Genomic DNA, 15990 nt, shown 5'->3' with positions numbered 1-15990 from the left:
GACCCGTCGGTCCAGCTGCTGCTCTCCTCGGACCCGGACACCTTCCTGGACCGGGCCGCCGCCCTGGACCGCGTGGGCGAGCGCCGTGCCGTGACTCTGGGCAAGCTCCACCGGGCCCAGCGGAAGATCGCCCAGACCCGCGCGGAGGCCGCCGGGGCCCTCGCCGCCCTGGAGCGCGACCGTGCGGCGGTAACCCGCCACAAGCGCACCGTGGTGGCCAAGCTGGCCAGGGCCCGGGAGATGCTGCACGCCCTTCCCGCCGCCGACCGCGCGTCCCTGGACCGCGCGTCGCGCTCCGGCGCCGCCGGGACGCTCGCCGACGGCGCACCGGCCTCCGCGCGCGGCCTGGCGGCCCTCATGGCGGCACGGCAGGCGCTGGGCCGCCCGTACGTCTGGGGCGCCGAGGGACCCGACGGATTCGACTGCTCGGGACTCATGCGGTGGGCGTACGCGCAGGCCGGGGTCGGTCTGCCGAGGACCTCGCAGGCGCAGCGCTACGCGGGCCGCATGGTGCCGCTCGCCGAGGCGCGGCCCGGCGACCTCGTCGCCTACCGCGCGGACGCCAGCCACATCGGGATGTACGCGGGGAACGGGCAGGTCATCCACGCCCCGCACCCGGGTGCGGCGGTGCGCTACGACCCCGTCGGCATGATGCCCGTCTCCTCGGTCACCCGCGTCTGACCGTACGATCGGCCCGATGGCTGTTCGTACGCAGGACGCGCGGCGGGAGCGTACCCGCAGACGGTGCACGGCCGGTGCCGTGGCCGCCGCCCTGCTGCTCGCGCCCGCGTGCGCCGGTCCTCGGGACTCCGCCACCGGCATCACCGCCGAGGAGGTCGGCGCCGCTCTGGACCGCCGGGCCGCGGCGGTCATGGAGCACGACACCGGCGCCTACCTGGCCGCCCTCGACCCCCGGGCCACGTCCTTCCGGGCCGCCCAGCGCACCGAGCTGCACAACCTCGCCGACGTACCGCTGGAGTCATGGGCGTACAAGGTGAAGGACGTGACCGTCGGGGGCGCGGACCGGGTGACCGCCCAGGTCGAGCTGCGCTACCGGATCAAGGGCTACGACAAGGCCCCCATGTCCTCCTCCCGCACGGTCGAGCTGGTCCGCCGGGGCGACGGCCGCACCTGGTACATCGCCGCCGACCGAGCCGCCGACGGCACCCCGGAACAGCTCTGGCAGCAGGGCGACGTCGAGGTCGTACGGGGGACCCACAGCCTGGTCCTCGGGGTCGGCCGGCAGGCGGCCGAGCTGCGCCGGATCGCGGACACCGCGGACCGGGCCGTCCCCGCCGTCACCGGCACCTGGCCGGATCCCTGGGCCGGGCGGATCGTGGTGCTCGTCCCCGGGTCCGTGGAGGACATGGCGAAGCTGCTGGACTCACCCGCGGCCAGCTACCGGGGCATAGCCGCCGTCACCACCGGCGAGGTCGGCGGCACCGGCAGGGCGCCCGCGGACCGGGTGATCGTCAACCCGCAGGCGTACGGGATGCTCGGCGACTTCGGGCAGCGGGTCGTCCTCACCCACGAGACCACCCATGTGGCGACCCGGGCCCACACCTCCGCCGCCACGCCCGTCTGGCTCTCCGAGGGGTTCGCCGACTGGACCGCCTACCGGGAGGAGAGCCGCACCGCCCCCGAGATCGCCCCCGAGCTCGCCGAGGCGGTCAGCGCCGGCGACCTGCCCGCGCGGCTGCCGACCGACGAGGACTTCGGCTTCGGCGAGGACGCCGGGGAGCTCGCACAGGCCTACGAGGGCGCCTGGCTGGCCTGCGAGCTGATCGCGCGGGACTGGGGCGAGGAGGAGCTGATCGCCTTCTACAAGGCCGTGGGGAGCCGTTCCGGGCGGGACGGAGCCGTCGAGCAGGCCATGCACACGGTGCTCTCCACCACGCCCCAGGACTTCACGGCGCGCTGGCAGGAGTATCTTCGCGACCGGCTGGGCTGACCCGCTCCGCCGCGCGCCCCCGCCGCGCCCCCGGCACCGTGTCCCGCCAGAGCCGCCGCCCGGCGCTCAGCGTCGCGGCGAGCAGCAGCCCGTTGCGTACGGCCATGAGCTCCAGGCCCTCCCCGTCGCTGTTCACCACGTGCACGAAGCCGAGCGGGAACTCCAGCAGGGTGACGGCCGTGGCCACCAGGACCAGACACGCGGGGAGCGCCATCCGGCTGCCCCGGAAGACCAGGCACACCGCGGCGACACCGAGCGGCCACACCATGTACTGGGGGCTGATGACCCGGCTGGTCACCGTGAACAGCAGCACCGCGGTGAACGCCGCGTCCGCCGGGGTGTGCACCGCGAACGTACGGGCCCGGATCCGCCAGACCAGCAGCCAGCCGAAGGCGAGCACGCTCAGCGCCAGGGCCAGCGTGCTCACCAGCGCCACGTGCGGCCCGGCGAACTCCATCGAGCCGTAGCGGAGCTCCACCCGGCCCTCCCAGCCGAACTGCCGGGCCACATGGAAGACCAGCGCGCCCAGCGACTCGATCTCCAGACCCCGGTCCCGCTGGAACGTCAGGAAGGCGAACGCCCCGGGCACCGCCACCGCGGCCACCAGGGCCAGCACGGCGCCCGTCACCGCCGCCGCCGACCAGGACCCGCGAGTGGCCCTGCCCTTGGCCGTACCCACCAGCACCAGCACCGGCCACACCTTCAGCAGCGTGCCGAAGGCGGCCAGCGCCCCCATCACCCGCGGATGGCGCACCCCCGCCAGCAGCGCCGCCACCGCGACGGCCGTCACCATCAGGTCGTAGCGGGCGTACACCGTCGGCCCGAGCAGCGGCACGCCGGCCACCCAGAGCCAGGCGCCCGCGTCCCGCATGCCCGGACGGCTGCCCGCGTACAGGAGCAGCCCGAACACCAGCGCGTCACAGAGCAGCACGAGGACGAAGAAGGCCGAGGCGTACTCCAGGAAGGGCAGCAGATCCGGCGAGAGCACCGCGAGGGCGGCGGCGGGCGGGTACTGCCAGGTGACGTCGTCCAGCGGGTACGTGCCGGTGCGGAGCACCTCGTACCAGCCCCGGTAGATCACCGAGACGTCGCTCGTGACATCGGGGCCCGGCACCGTGAACACCTTGAAGACGCAGAGCAGCAGTACCGCCCGGGTGAGGCCCCATACGGCGAGGGACAGAGCCCGGCCACTCGCGTCCGTCCTGACCGTCATGGCGCCATGATGCAGGCCCGGGCTGTGCGGGAGCCGTCAGGCAGGGCCGACGGGCCGCCCGGTACTGTCGGCGGCGATGGACAAGACGCTGATCGTGACGAACGACTTCCCGCCCCGCCCCGGCGGCATCCAGGCCTTCCTGCACAACATGGCGCTGCGCATGGACCCCGAGCGGATCGTGGTCTACGCCTCCACCTGGAAGCGCGGCACGGAGGGCGCGGAGGCCACCGCCGCCTTCGACGCGGAGCAGCCCTTCACCGTCGTACGCGACCGTACGACGATGCTGCTGCCCACCCCGCGGGTCACCCGGACGGCGGTCCGGCTGCTGCGCGAACACGGCTGCTCCTCCGTGTGGTTCGGCGCGGCCGCGCCCCTCGGGCTGATGGCGCCGTCGCTGCGCGCGGCCGGTGCCCGCAGGATCGTGGCCACCACGCACGGCCACGAGGCGGGCTGGGCCCAGCTGCCCGCGTCCCGGCAGCTGCTGCGCCGCATCGGCGAGGGCACCGACACGATCACCTACCTCGGCGAGTACACCCGGTCCAGGATCGCCGCCGCGCTCACCCCGGAAGCCGCGGCGCGCATGGTGCAGCTGCCGCCCGGGGTCGACGAGAAGACCTTCCACCCGGCTTCCGGCGGCGACCGGATCAGGGCGAGGCTCGGACTCGCGCACCGGCCCGTCGTCGTCTGTGTGTCACGGCTCGTGCCGCGCAAGGGCCAGGACACCCTCATCCTGGCCATGCCCGCGATCCTGGCCCGGGTGCCGGACGCGGTCCTGCTCGTCGTGGGCGGCGGTCCGTACGCCGGGCAGCTGAAGAAGCTGGCGGCCGAGACCGGCGTCGAGGACTCCGTGCGCTTCACCGGGCCGGTGCCCTGGGAGGAGCTGCCCGCCCACTACGGCGCGGGCGACGTGTTCGCCATGCCCTGCCGCACCCGGCGCGGCGGGCTCGACGTCGAGGGCCTCGGCATCGTCTACCTGGAGGCCTCCGCGACCGGACTGCCCGTCGTGGCGGGCGACTCGGGGGGCGCCCCGGACGCCGTGCTCGACGGGGAGACCGGCTGGGTGGTGAAGGGCGGCTCCGCCGAGGAGTCCGCCGACCGGATCGTCACCCTGCTCGGCGACCCCGCGCTGAGCAGGCGCATGGGGGAGCGGGGCCGGGCATGGGTCGAGGAGAAATGGCGCTGGGACCTGCTCGCGGAGAAGCTGAAGACGCTGCTCTGAGCGCGAACGGACGCGGCGTACGGGAAAGGGGCCCTGCACCACCCACGGTGCGGGGCCCCTCTCCCGTCTGTCCGTCCGTCCGGGTTCAGCCGCGGTAGATCGACTCGACCTCGTCCGCGAAGTCCTTCGCCACGACGTTGCGCTTCAGCTTCAGCGACGGCGTGATGTGGCCCGCCTCCTCGGTGAACTGGGCTCCCAGGACACGGAACTTGCGTACCGACTCCGCCTTGGACACCGCGGCGTTGCCGTCGTCCACCGCCCGCTGCACCTCGGCCAGCAGCTCGGGGTCCTCGCGCAGCGAGAGCGCCGTCGAGCCGGCCGGCTTGCCGTTCTCCTCGGCCCAGCGGGAGAGGAACTCCTCGTCGAGGGTGAGCAGCGCGCCGACGAACGGCCGTCCGTCGCCGACCACCATGCACTCGGCGACCAGGGCGTGGGCGCGGATGCGGTCCTCGATCACCGCGGGGGCGACGTTCTTGCCGCCCGCCGTGACGATGATCTCCTTCTTGCGGCCCGTGATCGCGAGATAGCCGTCCTCGTCGAGCGTGCCGATGTCACCCGTGTGGAACCAGCCGTCGGCCAGCGCCTCGGCCGTCGCCGCGTCGTTCTTCCAGTACCCGGTGAACAGGTGCTCGCCGTGCAGCAGCACCTCGCCGTCGTCGGCGATCCGCACCACCGAGCCCGGCAGCGGCTGGCCGACCGTACCGATCTTCTGCCGGTCCCACGGGTTGAAGGCCGTGGCCGCGCAGGTCTCGGTGAGGCCGTAGCCCTCCAGCACCGTGAAGCCGATACCGCGGAAGAAGTGGCCGAGCCGCTCGCCCAGCGGGGCGCCGCCGGAGATCGCGTACTCGCCGCGGCCGCCGAGCACGGCCCGCAGCTTGCTGAACACCAGCTTGTCGAAGACCTTGTGCTTGACCTTCAGACCCACCGAGGGGCCCTCCGGCGTGCCCAGCGCCCGGCTGTAGGCGATCGCCGTGTCGGCGGCCCGGTCGAAGATCTTGCCCTTGCCGTCGGCCTGGGCCTTGGCGCGCGCCGAGTTGTAGACCTTCTCGAAGACCCGCGGCACACCGAGGATCAGCGTCGGCCGGAACGAGGCCAGCTCGTCCGTGAGGTTCTTGATGTCCGGGACGCAGCCGAGCTTGATCGGCGCCATCACCGACGCCACCTCGACCAGCCGGCCGAAGACGTGCGCGGTGGGCAGGAAGAGCAGGACGGAGCACTCGCCGGTACGGAAGAGGGGCTTCAGCCGCTCCACGATGTTGCCGCACTCCGCGAAGAAGCTGCGGTGCGTCAGCACACAGCCCTTGGGGCGGCCGGTGGTGCCCGAGGTGTAGACGATCGTCGCCGGGTCGTCGGCCTTCGCGCTCACCATGCGCAGGTCCAGCGTCTCGTCGGAGACCCCGGCGCCCGCCGCGACGAGCTCGCCGACGGCGCCCCGGTCGATCTCCCAGACGTGCTGCAGACCCGGGAGCCGGTCCCGGACGGAGGCGACGGACTCCGCGTGGGCGCCGCTCTCCACGACCACCGCGACCGCGCCCGAGTCACCGAGTATCCACTGGACCTGCTCGGGGGAGCTGGTCTCGTACACCGGTACGGTGACGGCGCCCGCGCTCCAGATGGCGAAGTCCAGCAGGACCCACTCGAAGCGGGTGCGGGACATGAGCGCCACCCGGTCACCGGGCTGGATGCCCTGCGCGATCAGGCCCTTGGCGGTCTCCGAGACCTCGGCGAGGAACCGGGTCGCCGTGACGTCCGTCCAGACGCCGGCCACCTTCCGGCTCATCACCGCGACATCGGGATGCTGAGCGGCGTTGCGGCGGATGAGATCCGTCAGGTTGCCGTCCGTGGGGACCTCGTACAGGGCCGGAAGGCTGAACTCGCGCAAGACTGCTGCTCCTCATCGGGCTCCGGTTCACGGCTCTGTGTGACGCACCGGATCGGTCCAAGACTGGCAGATGCTCAGTGGGGTGAGCACGACTGGACTGGCGGGACGTTACCCACCGGTACTCGGTTCCGGAAAGGGGGTTCCGGCCAGATGTCTTATGCATCACACATATCGGTGGTCCTTCGGCGCACATTAGTCCACCCGTGTCCCGATCCGGAAGTAATCGCAGGTCCGACGGCCTCTACCCAGAGCAGCGGACGGAGACCTAGGGTGATCTCCATGCGAGCCGGCACACCGCACGATCAGCACAGAACCCCCACCCGACGGACACGCGTGCACGTGGTCAGCGACGTGCACGGGAACACCGAGGCGTTGGCGCGTGCCGGGGACGGTGCCGACGCCCTGATCTGCCTGGGTGACCTGGTCCTCTTCCTCGACTACGCCGACCACTCGCGCGGCATCTTCCCCGAGCTGTTCGGGGTCGCCAACGCCGACCGCATCGTCGAACTGCGCACCGCGCGCCGCTTCGACGAGGCGCGCGCCTTCGGCCGCTCGCTCTGGGCCGGTCTGGACCGTGACGCGGCGATCCTGTCCGCCGTGCGCAATCAGTACGCCGAGATGTTCGCCGTCCTGCCCACCCCTACTTACGCCACGTACGGCAACGTCGACGTCCCCACCCTCTGGCCCGAGTACGCCAATTCCGGTACCACCGTGCTGGACGGCGAACGGGTCGAGATCGGCGGCCGGGTCTTCGGTTTCGTCGGGGGCGGCCTCAGGACCCCCATGAACACCCCGTACGAGATCAGCGACGAGGAGTACGCCGCCAAGGTCGAGGCCCTCGGCCCGGTCGACGTCCTGTGCTCGCACATCCCGCCGGAGGTCCCGGAGCTGACGTACGACACCGTGGCCCGGCGCTTCGAGCGCGGCAGCCGCGCGCTCCTCGACGCCATCCACCGCACCCGCCCCCGCTACGCGATTTTCGGCCACGTCCACCAGCCGCTGGTCCGCAGGATGCGGATCGGCGCCACCGAGTGCGTCAACGTCGGACACTTCGCCTCCAGCGGGCGGCCCTGGGCCCTGGAGTGGTGACGACCCCGCCCGTGGGCGACACGGCCACCGGGCACGGGCCGGGGCGCGGACGGGCGGGCCACCGGCACGCGATAGCCTGCACACGGCAGGCCTCTGCCGAACGCGACCGGTACACCGCACTGGAGGGCCACGGCGATGGCTGAACACACCAGCTCGAGCATCACGATCGAGGCGGCACCGGCCGACGTCATGGGAGTGATCGCCGACTTCGCCCGCTATCCGGAATGGACCGGCGAGGTGAAGGAGGCCGAGATCCTGGCCACCGACGACCAGGGCCGCGCCGAGCAGGTCCGCCTCGTCCTGGACGCCGGAGCGATCAAGGACGACCACGTCCTCGCCTACACCTGGAACAGCCCGTACGAGGTCGACTGGTCCCTGGTCAAGTCCCAGATGCTGCGCGCCCTCGACGGCAGTTACGCCCTGGCGCCGCTGGGCGACGGCGACCGCACCGAGGTCACCTACCGGCTCGCCGTCGACGTCAAGATCCCGCTCCTCGGCATGATCAAGCGCAAGGCCGAGAAGGTCATCATCGACCGTGCCCTCGCCGGGCTGAAGAAGCGCGTCGAGTCCGTCCCGAAGGCCTGATCACGTGCGTACGGTCCTCGTCACCGGCCCCGGCGGCGCAGGCCGTACCACCGTCGCCGCGGCGACCGCCCTCGCCTCGGCACGCGACGGCCGCCGCACCCTCCTGATCTCCGCCGACGCCGTGCCCGCCTTCCCGGCGGGCGCCGAGCCCGTGGAGGTGGCCGAGCGGCTGGACTGCGCCCGCATCGACTCCGCCGCGCACTTCCGCGGCGAGCTGCTGGAGCTCCAGGCCCGGGCGTCCGGCGTGCTCGACCTGCTGGGCGCCAACCGGCTCGACGGCGAGGAGCTCACCGAACTGCCGGGCAGCGCCCAGCTCGCCGTCCTGCACACCCTGCGGCGGGCCGCCGAGGGCGACTGGGCGGAGCGCGGCTACGACGTCCTCGTCGTCGACCTGCCCCCGCTCGCCGACGCCCTGGCCCTGCTCGCCCTGCCCGAGCAGCTGCGCCGCTACCTGCGCCGTCTCCTGCCCCGCGAACGCCAGGCCGCCCGCGCCCTGCGCCCGGTGCTCGCCCAGCTCGCCGGCGTCCCCATGCCCGCCCAGTGGCTGTACGAGGCCGCCGCCCGCAAGGACGCCGAACTCGCCGCCGTCCAGGCGCTGATCGAGGACGGGGCGACCACCGTGCGGCTGGCCGCCGAACCCGGGCAGGCCGGCCAGGAGGCGCTCCGCTCCGCCCGTGCCGGACTCGCCCTGCACGGACTGCGCGTCGACTCCCTCGTGGCCACCCGGGTCCTGCCCCGCCACTCCACCGACCCCTGGTTCGCCGATCTCGCCGCCCGGCAGGAGAAGTGCCTGGACCACTGGCACCAGGAGTGGGCGCCCGGGACATCCGTACGGGAGACCGCCCACCTCGGCCGCGAGCCGCGCACCGCCGAGGACCTGGCCCTGCTCGCCGAGTCCTGCGCGCCCGACGACCGGGCCGCGGGACACGCCGGGGACCCCTGGTGGACCGAGGACGCCGGGGACGGGGTCATCGCCTGGTGCCTGCCGCTGCCCGGCGCGGTCAAGGAGGACCTCAAGCTCGTCCGGCGCGGCGACGAACTGCTGCTCACCGCGGGACCGTTCCACCGCATCGTCCGCCTGGAGTCCGCGCTGCGCCGCTGCACCGTCTCCGGGGCCGCCCTCACCGACGGTGTCCTGCGTGTCCGGTTCACGCCTGACCCCGCGCTCTGGCCCCGGACATCATGAACGGCGTACCACCGTTCGGGTAACGTCGGTAGTACGTGGCCCGCACGGTCACGCAGGCAACCGCGTCGCAGGAGTCCGCCATGAGTGAAGCCACCGATCGTCCCGTCGACGACGACGCGTGGGCGGAGGCCTGCGCCGAGGACCTCGAGGCGGAGAAGGCCCGCCGCCGGGCGCAGTACGGACAGCAGCCCGGCTCCGCCGCCGAGGAGCTGCGCAAGCTCTTCGACGTCGTGGCCGACAAGGTCTCCTCGCTCCAGTCGCCGCTGCTCGGCATGGCCGCGCAGGGCACCGTCCAGCAGGTGATCCGGCAGGCGAAGTCCGCGGTCGAGCCCGTCATCGAGCGCAATCCGGACCTCTTCGACCATCTCGCCGCCGCGGGGAACGAACTCCTCGCCGCCTACCGCTCCGCCGTCGAGGGCCAGGAGGGCCGCTGGACCCGCGGCACCGAGGGAGCCGGAGGCACCTCCACCGGCACGGGATCCACCCCCGGCACCGGCAGGAAGGCGGCCGACGACCCCTCGGACCCGCGCGACGAGGGCCCCGGCGGCAGCGAACACATCGACCTGGACTGACCCTGGGCAGGAAATACCCGTCCCCGGCTCGGGTACGGTTGGCCGTAGCGGGGCTCGACCGAAACTGAGGGATTCATGGGACTCACCATCGGCGTCGATATCGGCGGCACGAAGATCGCGGCTGGAGTGGTCGACGAAGAGGGCCGGATCCTCTCGACGTTCAAGGTATCGACCCCGCCGACCGCCGAAGGCATCGTGGACGCGATCAGCGCCGCCGTGTCCGGGGCGAGCGAGGGGCACGACGTCGAGGCCGTAGGCATCGGCGCCGCCGGATACGTCGACGACAAGCGTGCCACCGTGCTGTTCGCTCCGAACATCAACTGGCGCCACGAGCCGCTCAAGGACAAGGTCGAGCAGCGCGTCGGCCTGCCCGTCGTCGTCGAGAACGACGCCAACGCGGCCGCCTGGGGCGAATACCGCTTCGGCGCCGGCCAGGGCCACGACGACGTCATCTGCATCACGCTCGGCACCGGCCTGGGCGGCGGCATCATCATCGGCAACAAGCTGCGCCGCGGACGCTTCGGCGTGGCGGCGGAATTCGGTCACATCCGGGTCGTCCCGGACGGGCTGCTCTGCGGCTGCGGCAGCCAGGGCTGCTGGGAGCAGTACGCCTCCGGGCGCGCGCTCGTGCGGTACGCGAAGCAGCGCGCCAACGCCACCCCGGAGAACGCCCCGATCCTGCTGGGACTCGGCGACGGCACGGTGGAGGGCATCGAGGGCAAGCACATCAGCGAGGCCGCCCGGCAGGGCTGCCCGGTCGCCGTCGACTCCTTCCGTGAGCTGGCCCGCTGGGCCGGAGCCGGACTGGCCGACCTCGCCTCGCTCTTCGACCCGTCGGCGTTCATCGTCGGCGGCGGCGTCTCGGACGAGGGCGAGCTGGTCCTCGACCCGATCCGCAAGTCGTTCCGGCGCTGGCTGATCGGCGGCGAGTGGCGCCCGCACGCGCAGGTCCTCGCGGCCCAACTGGGCGGCAAGGCCGGCTTGGTGGGCGCGGCGGACCTGGCACGCCAGGGCTGACCCCACCCGCTGTACGTCCGACGCCCGTCGCGCCCCCCGGGGAGCGGCGGGCGTCCGTCGTATCGTGCCTTCCATGGTCACGATGGAGACGCCGCTGCCCGACTCCCGTACCGAGCCGGACGGTTCGGCCGTCATCAGGGTGCTCAGCTACAACGTCCGCTCGCTGCGCGACGACACCGAGGCGCTGGCCCGTGTCATCCGCGCCTGCGCACCCGACCTGGTGTGCGTCCAGGAGGCACCGCGCTTCTTCCGCTGGCGCAAGGCGGCGGCCCGGCTCGCGGCCATGACCGACCTGGTGATGCTCAGCGGCGGGGCCACGGCGGCCGGGCCCCTGCTGCTCTGTTCCCTGCGCGCCACCGTGGAACGCACCGAGGACGTCCTGCTGCCCCGCACCCCGGGGCTGCACCGGCGGGGCCTGGCCACGGCGGTCGTACGGATCGCCGGGACCCGGCTCGGTGTCGTGAGCTGCCACCTCAGCCTCCAGGGGGAGGAGCGCCGGGCGCAGGCGGAGGCGGTGCTGGAGCGGGTCGACGCGATGGGCGTCCCGCACGCGGTCGTGGCCGGCGACCTCAACGACGTACCCGAGGGGAAGGCCTTCCGGCGGCTGGCCGGACGTCTCCAGGACTGCCGGACCGTGCGGCCGTGGGGCGGCGAGCTCACCTTCCCGCCCGGTGCGCCGCGCAAGCGGATCGACGCGGTGTTCGCGACCGGCGGCATCGAGGTGCTCGGCTGCGGTGTGCCGGAGAGCCTGCCCGGCGTCACCGCAGCGGACCTCCGGGCGGCCACGGACCATCTGCCCGTCCTGGCCGCCCTCAGGGTGCCCGCGGGGGACCGAACCGGGGCGTGACCGGGGGCGCCGGAGATGCCGTGACCCGGGGCGGGGCCCCGGGCCGGGCGGCCGTACAGGGCCGGGTCAGACGACCGCGCCGCGGCCCGGGTCGTCGTCCTCGTCGTCGTCGGGGGGCATCCGCGCCACCAGGGTGGCGAAGCCGCCCAGGAAGCCGCCGATGGAGAGCGTGGTGAGCCACCACGTCATCTCCCACTGCATCAGCACGGCGACCAGCATCAGCACCGGACCGCCGACGACGGCGAGCCAGGCGAACTTGGCCGTCACATCGGCCTCGGGAAGCGGCGGCGGCTCCGGCGGGACGAAGTGTCCCTCCTCGCTGTCGTCCGGATCGTCGGCATCGCCGTCCCCGGGCTCCGCCAGCCCGTAGTCGCGCGGACCCGCGACCCCGGGCGCGAAGACGACGGAACCGCCGAGCGGCTTCTTCTCCGGCGGTCCGCCGGGTGTCTTCCCGCCCACGCCCTTGTCCGTGTCCCCGCCCGCACCGGACTCCGGGGAGGGATCCAGGACGTTGAGCTGGTCGTCCTCCAGCAGGGCCAGGTCCTCGATCGACTTGAACGGCTTGGCGCCCGGCGGGTCCGGCGGCTCCTCGCCGTACCCCGCGACGATCGCCTCCCAGGCGGCGGCCTCGTCGAGCGGGACCCCCTCCGTGCCCTCGGGGACAGCCGTACCTTCCGTGGGGCGCGGTTCGCGCTCCTCGTCACTGCCCGCGCGCTCCGCGTCGTGCTCAGCCACCGGACGTGCTCCCCTTCTTGCCAGCGTCGGTTGCGAGGCGGTCGATGAACCGGTAGCTCTCGTCGAAGATCCGCTCCGCATCGTGGTCCAACGTCGCCACGTGGTAGCTCTGTTCCAGGAGGATCTCCTCGACGTCCCTGGACGAGACCCGGGTGAGGATCCGCGCCGAGTCCGCCGGCGGCACGACATGGTCCTGCGGGCTGTGCAGCAGCACGATCGGCTGGGTGACCTGGGGCAGATCGGCGTCGACCAGCCGGAAGAACGCCCGCACGGAGTGCGCGGCGTGCAGCGGCACCCGGTCGTAGCCGACCTCCTCGGCGCCCGCCAGCGCGATGTCGCTGGTCAGGCCCTTCGTCGTCCGCACCAGATGGCGGGCCACGGGCAGGGCGTACGCCGAGAGACCGTGGACCTTGTTCGCCGGGTTCACCAGCACCAGGCCCGCGATCTCGTCCCCGTGCTTCGCGGCGAGGCGCAGCGCCAGGGCACCGCCCATCGAGAGGCCGAAGACGAAGACCTGCTCGCACCGGGCCCGCAGCACGCGCAGCTCCCGGTCCACCTCCGCGTACCAGTCCTGCCAGCCCGTGACCGCCATGTCCTCCCAGCGCGTGCCGTGCCCGGGCAGCAGCGGGAGGGACACGGCCAGTCCGCGCTCCGCCAGATAATCGGCCCAGGGGCGCAGGGACTGCGGCGAACCCGTGAATCCGTGACAGAGGAGGACGCCGACCTCTCCGCCCTCGTGGCGGAACGGCTCGGCTCCAGGGAGGACCGGCACCGGGGTCTCCTGTTCATGAAGCGGGCGGGGGTGCGGGGGGTGTGCAAAAGGATGACTTCACCGTACGCGACCGGACCGACACCGACCAGGGCCGTCACCGCCCGAGCAGCCGTCACCTGGGCGGGCAGCCGTGGGGCACACCGCCCCGAGCGGACGGGGGAGGCCGCGGCCCCACGGGTTAAGGTCTGATCGACGGCACACAGGAGGCACCAGAGTTGATCTACGGCGCAATGAAGTTCTCCATCGGCGGGTCCCTGAAGCTCGCCTTCAGGCCGTGGGTGGAGGGCCTGGAGAACATCCCCGCACACGGGCCGGCGATCCTCGCGAGCAACCATCTGTCGTTCTCCGACTCCTTCTTCCTGCCGGCCGTCCTCGACCGCAAGGTGACCTTCATCGCCAAGGCGGAGTACTTCACCGCCCCCGGCGTCAAGGGCAAGCTCACCGCCGCCTTCTTCAAGGGCGTGGGGCAGCTCCCGGTGGACCGCTCCGGCGGCCGCGGCGCCGGAGAGGCGGCCATCAGGGCGGGCATCCAGGTCATCGAGAGCGGCGGCCTCTTCGGCATCTACCCGGAGGGCACCCGCTCGCCCGACGGCCGGCTCTACCGGGGCAAGCCCGGCGGCCTCGCCCGGGTGGCGCTCGCCACCGGCGCTCCCGTCATCCCCGTGGCGATGATCGACACGGAGAAGATCCAGCCGCCCGGCCAGGTGATGCCCAAGCTGATGCGGCCCGGGATCAGGATCGGCGAGCCGCTCGACTTCAGCCGCTACCAGGGCATGGACGGCGACCGCTTCATCCTGCGCTCGGTGACCGACGAGGTCATGTACGAGATCATGAAGCTCTCGGGCCAGGAGTACGTGGACATCTACGCGACCGCGGCCAAGCGGCAGATCGCCGAGGCGGCGAAGAACAAGGGGACGGACCGGTCCGGCGCGTAGGAGCGCGGCCGGCCGTCCGGAGCGGGCAGCATGACAGGGGCGGGAACCGGGGGAGTGCACATGGCGGGGCGTGAACGGGTCGTACGGATGTCGGTCGAGCAGCCGCTGTGGCGCGCGCTGACCGCGTACCGCGTGCTGACACTGGTCTACGCGGCCCTGCTCGCCGGCTTCGGCCACGCGAAGTACGAGCGGCCCTGGGTGGCCGTGGCCTTCCTGGGGATCCTCGCCCTCTGGACCCTCGCCACCCTTCCCCGGGTCGCCAACGCGGCCAGCTGCACCAAGCGCTTCCTCGGCCTGGACCTCACCGTCGCCCTGACGGGGGTCCTGCTGACCCCGCTCGCCGACTTCGACGCCCAGCACATGGACGGCCCGACGCTGCCGTCGATCTGGACGGCGGGCTCCGTCCTCGCCTTCGCGCTCAAGGGCGGCTGGCGCTGGGCGGCCTTCGCCTCCACCCTCGTCGCCGTCGCCAACGTCGTCGAGCGCGGTGAGCCCAGCGAGGACACCTTCCACAACGTGGTGCTGGTCTGGGTCGCCTCCATCGCCATCGGTTACGTCGTCGAGGTGGCCCGCGCCAGTGAGCGCACCCTGGCACGGGCCCTGGAGATCGAGGCCGCCACCCGGGAGCGGGAGCGGCTCGCCCGGGACATCCACGACAGCGTCCTCCAGGTGCTGGCCATGGTCCAGCGGCGCGGCACGGCCCTGGGCGGCGAGGCCGCGGAGCTCGGCCGGATGGCGGGGGAGCAGGAGGTCGCCCTGCGCACCCTGGTCTCCAGCGGCCTGGTGCCCACCACCCGGGTCTCCGAGGACAGCGCCGAGGGCGCGGTGGTCCGCGCGGTGGCGACCGACGAGCCGGACGAGCCGGAGAGCGCCGAGACCGATCTGCGCGCGCTGCTCGCCCCGCACGCCGGCTCCCGGGTCAGCTTCGCCGAGCCCGGCGCCCCGGTGGTGCTCCCGGCCGGCGCGGCGCGTGAGCTCGCCGCCGCGGTGAGCGCCGCGCTGGACAACGTCAGGGTGCACGCCGGGCCGGACGCCCAGGCGTGGATCCTCGTCGAGGACGAGCCGGACGAGGTGATCGTCACGGTCCGGGACGACGGCCCGGGCATCCCCGAGGGCAGGCTCGACCAGGCGGAGGGGGAGGGCCGGCTCGGTGTCGCCCTCTCGATCCGGGGGCGGCTACGCGATCTGGGCGGCACAGCAGAACTGATCTCGGTCCCCGGCCAGGGCACCGAGGTCGAATTGAAGGTCCCGAAGGTTTCACGGGGGAAGGCAGGAACGACCCGATGAGTACACCGCGTACACCGCAGACACAGGAATCCGGGGAGCGCGCCATCAAGGTGATGGTCGTCGACGACCATCCGATGTGGCGCGACGCCGTGGCGCGCGATCTGGCCGAGGCCGGCTTCGACGTGGTCGCGACCGCGGGCGACGGCCCCGGCGCCGTCCGCCGGGCCAGGGCCGCGGTCCCCGACGTCCTGGTGCTCGACCTGAACCTGCCGGGGATGCCCGGCGTCCAGGTCTGCAAGGAGCTCGTCGGATCGCACCCGGCGCTGCGTGTCCTGGTGCTCTCCGCCAGCGGCGAGCACGCCGACGTCCTGGAGGCCGTCAAGTCCGGTGCCACCGGCTATCTGCTGAAGTCGGCCAGCACCCAGGAGCTGACCGACGCCGTGCGCGCCACCGCCGCCGGCGACCCGGTCTTCACCCCGGGCCTCGCCGGGCTGGTCCTCGGCGAGTACCGCCGGCTCGCCTCCGACCCCGCCCCGGCCGCCCCCGACCAGCGAGCGGTCCCCCAGCTGACCGACCGTGAGACGGAGGTCCTGCGGCTGGTCGCCAAGGGACTCTCGTACAAGCAGATCGCCGAGCGGCTGGTCATCTCCCACCGCACCGTGCAGAACCACGTCCAGAACACCCTGGGCAAGCTCCAGCTGCACAACAGGGTGGAGCTCGTGCGCTACGCCATCGAGGCCGGACTCGACGACGTCTGACG

General features: G+C 73.0%; 16 protein-coding genes. 12 read left to right on the top strand and 4 right to left on the bottom strand.

Features of this window, described 5'->3' with window-relative positions:
- Together JKV81_RS16600 and JKV81_RS16595 are read left to right on the top strand one after the other, a co-directional pair.
- On the top strand, window positions 1–681 hold a 681-nt coding region (locus JKV81_RS16600; protein WP_202076490.1), incomplete at its 5' end, for a C40 family peptidase.
- A 16-nt stretch (window positions 682–697) separates the two neighbouring features.
- On the top strand, window positions 698–1951 hold the full coding sequence (locus JKV81_RS16595) for a hypothetical protein (protein ID WP_202076489.1): 1254 nt from the start codon (window positions 698–700) through the stop codon (window positions 1949–1951).
- On the opposite strand, the gene JKV81_RS16590 is transcribed toward JKV81_RS16595, so the two are convergent.
- Window positions 1908–3164, bottom strand: a complete 1257-nt coding sequence (locus tag JKV81_RS16590) for a glycosyltransferase 87 family protein (RefSeq protein ID WP_202076488.1) — start codon at window positions 3162–3164, stop codon at window positions 1908–1910. The genes JKV81_RS16595 and JKV81_RS16590 overlap by 44 nt on opposite strands.
- Before the next feature lie 76 nt (window positions 3165–3240).
- Here JKV81_RS16590 and JKV81_RS16585 point away from each other — a divergent pair, with 76 nt between their 5' ends.
- The gene (locus JKV81_RS16585; protein ID WP_202076487.1) at window positions 3241–4383 is read left to right on the top strand and encodes a glycosyltransferase family 4 protein; all 1143 of its coding nucleotides are present in this window, start codon (window positions 3241–3243) and stop codon (window positions 4381–4383) included.
- Window positions 4384–4468: 85 nt separating this feature from the next.
- On the opposite strand, the gene JKV81_RS16580 is transcribed toward JKV81_RS16585, so the two are convergent.
- Entirely contained in the window at window positions 4469–6265 is a 1797-nt protein-coding gene (locus JKV81_RS16580; protein ID WP_124276888.1) for an AMP-dependent synthetase/ligase, read from the bottom strand.
- Between the two features lie 279 nt (window positions 6266–6544).
- Here JKV81_RS16580 and JKV81_RS16575 point away from each other — a divergent pair, with 279 nt between their 5' ends.
- The 6 genes from JKV81_RS16575 to JKV81_RS16550 all read left to right on the top strand — a co-directional run bounded on the left by JKV81_RS16575 (window position 6545) and on the right by JKV81_RS16550 (window position 11561).
- Window positions 6545–7354: a metallophosphoesterase family protein gene (locus JKV81_RS16575; protein ID WP_202076486.1), complete on the top strand. Its 810-nt coding sequence runs from the start codon at window positions 6545–6547 to the stop codon at window positions 7352–7354.
- A gap of 135 nt (window positions 7355–7489) precedes the next feature.
- Window positions 7490–7939, top strand: coding sequence for an SRPBCC family protein (locus JKV81_RS16570; protein WP_124276889.1), 450 nt, complete (start codon window positions 7490–7492; stop codon window positions 7937–7939).
- 4 nt (window positions 7940–7943) lie between these two features.
- Window positions 7944–9125 (top strand): ArsA family ATPase, encoded by a 1182-nt coding sequence (locus tag JKV81_RS16565; protein WP_202076485.1) that lies wholly within the window; start codon window positions 7944–7946, stop codon window positions 9123–9125.
- An 80-nt stretch (window positions 9126–9205) separates the two neighbouring features.
- A complete protein-coding gene (locus JKV81_RS16560; RefSeq protein ID WP_129262259.1) occupies window positions 9206–9697 on the top strand; it encodes a DUF5304 domain-containing protein in 492 nt (163 codons plus the stop codon).
- A gap of 75 nt (window positions 9698–9772) precedes the next feature.
- Window positions 9773–10714, top strand: a complete 942-nt coding sequence (locus JKV81_RS16555) for an ROK family glucokinase (protein WP_099176282.1) — start codon at window positions 9773–9775, stop codon at window positions 10712–10714.
- 73 nt (window positions 10715–10787) lie between these two features.
- The gene (locus JKV81_RS16550) at window positions 10788–11561 is read left to right on the top strand and encodes an endonuclease/exonuclease/phosphatase family protein (protein WP_202076484.1); all 774 of its coding nucleotides are present in this window, start codon (window positions 10788–10790) and stop codon (window positions 11559–11561) included.
- Between the two features lie 66 nt (window positions 11562–11627).
- Here JKV81_RS16550 and JKV81_RS16545 read toward each other — a convergent pair whose 3' ends face one another.
- Together JKV81_RS16545 and JKV81_RS16540 are read right to left on the bottom strand one after the other, a co-directional pair.
- On the bottom strand, window positions 11628–12296 hold the full coding sequence (locus JKV81_RS16545; protein WP_202076483.1) for a hypothetical protein: 669 nt from the start codon (window positions 12294–12296) through the stop codon (window positions 11628–11630).
- Window positions 12289–13068, bottom strand: coding sequence for an alpha/beta hydrolase (locus tag JKV81_RS16540; RefSeq protein ID WP_202076482.1), 780 nt, complete (start codon window positions 13066–13068; stop codon window positions 12289–12291). The genes JKV81_RS16545 and JKV81_RS16540 overlap by 8 nt, the downstream gene beginning before the upstream one ends.
- Before the next feature lie 215 nt (window positions 13069–13283).
- Here JKV81_RS16540 and JKV81_RS16535 point away from each other — a divergent pair, with 215 nt between their 5' ends.
- The 3 genes from JKV81_RS16535 to JKV81_RS16525 are packed head-to-tail and all read left to right on the top strand — an operon-like array spanning window position 13284 to window position 15988.
- The gene (locus tag JKV81_RS16535; protein WP_099176278.1) at window positions 13284–14003 is read left to right on the top strand and encodes a lysophospholipid acyltransferase family protein; all 720 of its coding nucleotides are present in this window, start codon (window positions 13284–13286) and stop codon (window positions 14001–14003) included.
- A 60-nt stretch (window positions 14004–14063) separates the two neighbouring features.
- Entirely contained in the window at window positions 14064–15290 is a 1227-nt protein-coding gene (gene macS / locus JKV81_RS16530; protein ID WP_202076481.1) for a MacS family sensor histidine kinase, read from the top strand.
- The gene (locus JKV81_RS16525) at window positions 15287–15988 is read left to right on the top strand and encodes a response regulator (RefSeq protein ID WP_124276897.1); all 702 of its coding nucleotides are present in this window, start codon (window positions 15287–15289) and stop codon (window positions 15986–15988) included. Before macS ends, JKV81_RS16525 begins: the two co-directional genes overlap by 4 nt.
- Window positions 15989–15990: the final 2 nt, after the last annotated feature.

It is taken from the genome of Streptomyces silvae (genome assembly GCF_016745505.1).
Classification (GTDB): Bacteria; Actinomycetota; Actinomycetes; order Streptomycetales; family Streptomycetaceae; genus Streptomyces; species Streptomyces silvae.
The sequence above is the reverse complement of the archived record's forward strand: the minus strand, read 5'-3'. Positions and strand labels throughout refer to the sequence as shown.